The sequence below is a fragment of the Pseudomonas cichorii genome (assembly GCF_019719005.1).
Lineage (GTDB): Bacteria > Pseudomonadota > Gammaproteobacteria > Pseudomonadales > Pseudomonadaceae > Aquipseudomonas > Aquipseudomonas cichorii_E.
Genome location: NZ_JAIGPJ010000049.1, coordinates 26,586 through 30,651 on the forward strand (window position 1 = coordinate 26,586; position 4,066 = coordinate 30,651).

Here is a 4,066-nt window from a genome sequence, read left to right on the forward strand (position 1 = left end):
AAACCGCCGCATAATCCCGCGGCGTTTTTCATTGTGGCTTCGGTCAGGCGGGATAAATAGCGCCCAGAACCCGCAACCCTCTGGCTCCGGTCACGGTTGGCCGGTTGGCCGGTACGCTTTCAAGGCAGCAATGCGCCAGCCAGGCAAACGCCATGGCTTCGACCCAGTCAGGATCCACACCGAATTTTGCGGTGCTGCTGACTTTCGTCTCAGGCAACAGCGCTGCCAGCCTGTCCATCAGCGCCACGTTATGGGCGCCGCCGCCGCACACCAGAAGCTCTGAAGTGCTTGATTGCGCCGCTTGCAGAGACTCTGTAATCGTCAAAGCCGTCAGCTCAAGCAGTGTCGCCTGTACGTTCTCCGGAGCAACGGTCGGCAACTGGAACAGGTGATGATGCAGCCAGCCGAGGTTGAAGACTTCACGGCCGGTGCTCTTCGGGCCTTTGGTCAGGAAGAACTGATCGCTCAACAATCCCTTGAGCAGCGCAGGGTCAACCTGGCCACTGGCAGCCCATGCGCCATCCTTGTCGAAGCTCTGATGACGCTGCGACTGAATCCAGGCATCCAGCAGCACGTTGCCCGGTCCGCAATCGAAGCCGGAAACCGGACGGTCCGACTCGATGATGCTCAGGTTGCTGAAACCACCGATGTTCAATACTGCGCGGCGGTCCTTGTTGTCATCGAACAGCGCTTCATGGAACGCAGGCACCAGTGGCGCGCCCTGGCCGCCAGCAGCGATATCGCGACGGCGGAAGTCGCTGACGACGGTAATTTCGGTCAGTTCGGCAAGCAGGGCAGGGTTGCCGATCTGGATGCTGAAGCCGCGTCCCGGCTCATGACGGATGGTCTGGCCGTGGCTGCCGATGGCACGTATCTGTCCGGCAACCATGTTCTGCTCTTGCAGCAAGGTGGCTATGCCTTGCGCTACCAGCTTCACCCACTTCTGCTCGGCAATGGCGGCGCGTGCCAATTCATCTGCGCCGCTGGAGCAAAGGCCGAGCAACTCGGTATACAGATCTTCCGGCATCGGAATGTAATGAGTTGCCAGAAGCCTTGGACGGTCATCCTGCTCCAATAGGGCGATATCTATCCCATCGAGGCTGCTGCCGGACATCACACCTATATAGAAGAAGGCCATGGATTACCTTTTATTAGAGGCCAGTGTAGTGGCCTTGTCATGGTCCATGCGCGCCATCAACGGTTGGCTTTGCTGCATGAACCGCTGTTTTTCGGATTTGGCGATCGGGTCCGCCATCGGAAGTTTCTGACCCAGTGGATCGACGTGCACGCCATTGACCTGGAATTCATAGTGCAAGTGCGGGCCTGTCGACAAGCCGGTTGTTCCAATATAGCCGATTACCTGACCCTGCTTGACGCTGCCGCCGGTTTGTACGCCTTTGGCGAAGCCTTGCATGTGTCCGTACAGCGTGCGGTAAGTCTCGCCGTGCTGAATGATGACGGTGTTGCCGTATCCGCCGCGACGTCCGGCGAGAAGCACCTTACCATCGCCAGTTGCCTTGATCGGCGTACCGCGTGGTGCTGCATAGTCGACGCCTTTGTGGGCGCGGATCTTGTTCAGGATAGGGTGCTTGCGGCCCATGGAGAACATAGAGCTGATGCGGGCGAAGTCCACCGGCGTGCGGATGAAGGCTTTGCGCATGCTGTTGCCGTCAGCGGTGTAGTAATTGGTATTGCCTTGCTTGTTGGTGTAGCGAATGGCGGTGTAGGTCTTGCCGCGGTTGGTAAAGCGGGCGGACAGGATATTGCCGGTGCCTACGGTCTTGCCATTGACGACTTTCTGCTCATAAACCACATCGAATTCGTCGCCCTTGCGGATGTCCTGGGCGAAGTCGATGTCGTAGCCAAAGATATTGGCCATGTCCATGGTCATGCTGTGGGACAGGCCGGCGCGCTGTGCCGACAAGGACAGCGAACTGTTGATGACCGCGTGAGCATAAGTCTCGCGGACGGTGGGTTTGCTGACTTCGCGGCTGAACGTGAAACCGGCATCCGTTTTCGAGAGGCTGATGGTTTCCAGTTCGCTGAGCTTGCTGTGCAACTGCTTGAGCTGACCGTCGGAGGAGAGCTCGAACTGTAGAACCTGACCGTTCTGCAGTTTGCTGAACTGTTTGGCCTGTTTGTCGCTGGCCATGACTTCATGCACGGTCGTGGCTGGCAGGCCGACCTTTTCAAACAGTGTGGAAAGGGTATCGCCCTTGGAGACCACAACTTCCTTGTGGTTCGGGCTTTTTATGTCTGTAGCCGGGGTTGGCTGAGCAGAAGCGTTTTCCTGAGACTGATCTTCGCCGTTATCGACCTGGGCAAAGGGTGAAACAGTGCTGTCAGGTGTGGCTTGAGCTGCTTGCTGAGCGTCTTGGTCTTGTGCGTTCTGATCTGTGGGTGCTTCCAGATCCAGAACCAGATTGGTTCGTTTTGCTTCAACTTCGCTGGAAGGGAATACCAGAAGTGCCAGGCTCAGCAGGGCGGCGATGCCGCTGGCAGCGAGCAGGTGACTCTTCGGATAAAGCGGGGGCGCTTTAGGCGGTGGTGTGTCGATCATAGGTAATTTGACTTTGAAAAAGGTGAAATGGAAAAGATGAATGACATGATGAAGATGAAATAACTGTATAAAATATAACCAAATCCAGCACGAAGCAACCCTGCTGACGTATCGGTATCCGATTCGTGGCTGTGTGCTGGGCAAAAACTTGTAATTGGGCTCTGATCTTGTATGGTTGGTTCCCTTTAAATTGGGGGCTGATATGAAGTCGGTTGAAGAGCAGCTTGCGCTTATAAAGCGTGGCGCGGATGAACTCCTGGTCGAGGCCGAACTGGTCGCCAAACTCAAGCGCGGTCAGCCGCTGCGTATCAAGGCAGGGTTCGATCCAACGGCACCTGACCTGCATCTGGGTCACACTGTCCTTATTAATAAGCTTCGCCAGTTCCAGGATCTGGGGCATCAGGTCATTTTCCTGATCGGTGACTTCACCGGGATGATCGGTGATCCGAGCGGCAAGAGTGCTACTCGTCCTCCGCTGACTCGCGAGCAGGTTCTGGATTACGCCGAGACTTACAAGGCTCAGGTTTTCAAGATCCTTGATCCGGCCAAGACCGAAGTTGCGTTCAACTCCACCTGGATGGACAAACTCAGTCCTGCTGACTTCATTCGCCTGTCTTCGCAGTACACCGTTGCGCGGATGCTGGAGCGTGACGACTTCGACAAGCGCTATAAAGGCAGCCAGCCAATCGCCATCCATGAGTTCCTGTATCCGCTGGTGCAAGGCTATGACTCGGTCGCGTTGCGTGCGGATGTCGAGCTTGGCGGTACCGATCAGAAATTCAACCTCCTGATGGGGCGTGAACTCCAGCGTTCATATGGCCAGGAAGCGCAATGCATTCTGACCATGCCTTTGCTGGAAGGGCTGGACGGCGTCAAGAAGATGTCCAAGTCGCTGGGTAACTATGTAGGTATCCAGGAGGCGCCGGGCGTCATCTATAGCAAGCTGGTTTCTATCCCGGATGCTCTGATGTGGCGTTACTTTGAATTGTTGAGCTTCCGCTCCATGGAAGAGATCAATGAGTTCAAGGCTGCATGCGAAGCAGGTGCCAACCCTCGTGACATCAAGATCAAACTCGCTGAAGAGATCGTGGCTCGCTTCCATGGTGAAGAGGCTGCGGCAACTGCGCATCGTTCTGCGGGTAATCGTATGAAGGATGGTGAGTTGCCAGACGATCTGCCGGAAATTTCTGTAGGTGCTACTGAAGATATGCCGGTGGCCGCCGTCCTTAATAAGGCAGGCCTGGTGAAGAACTCTGCTGTCGCTCGTGATCTGCTGGCTTCCGGTGGTGTGCGTATAGATGGTGAGGTTGTTGATCGCAGCTTTGTTTTCAAGGTCGGGACTACCCATGTTTGCCAGGCTGGCAAGAAGGCTTTTGGGCGCATTACCCTGGTTTTGGAATAAAAGTTAAATTAACGGTTGACGGGCGATTTAATCTCTCTATAATTCGCCCCACTTCCGGCGCAGACGGAACTGAAAAAGCCTTGTAAATCAATAGTTTGCAAGTT

Annotated in this window: 3 protein-coding genes; 1 reads left to right on the forward strand and 2 read right to left on the reverse strand. The window is 55.5% G+C overall.

The features are described from left to right. Positions 1–43: 43 nt before the first annotated feature. Together K5D32_RS24100 and K5D32_RS24105 are read right to left on the reverse strand one after the other, a co-directional pair. Positions 44–1,138 (reverse strand): anhydro-N-acetylmuramic acid kinase, encoded by a 1,095-nt coding sequence (locus K5D32_RS24100; RefSeq protein ID WP_198728604.1) that lies wholly within the window; start codon positions 1,136–1,138, stop codon positions 44–46. Positions 1,139–1,141: 3 nt separating this feature from the next. After that, positions 1,142–2,560 carry a peptidoglycan DD-metalloendopeptidase family protein gene (locus K5D32_RS24105; RefSeq protein WP_221578695.1) on the reverse strand — a complete coding sequence of 473 codons (1,419 nt, stop codon included), beginning with the start codon at positions 2,558–2,560 and terminating at the stop codon, positions 1,142–1,144. A gap of 202 nt (positions 2,561–2,762) precedes the next feature. On the opposite strand from K5D32_RS24105, the gene tyrS reads away from it, so the two are divergent. After that, complete coding sequence (tyrS, locus tag K5D32_RS24110) at positions 2,763–3,962, forward strand: tyrosine--tRNA ligase (protein ID WP_221602068.1); 1,200 nt, start codon at positions 2,763–2,765, stop codon at positions 3,960–3,962. The last annotated feature ends 104 nt before the right edge of the window (positions 3,963–4,066 follow it).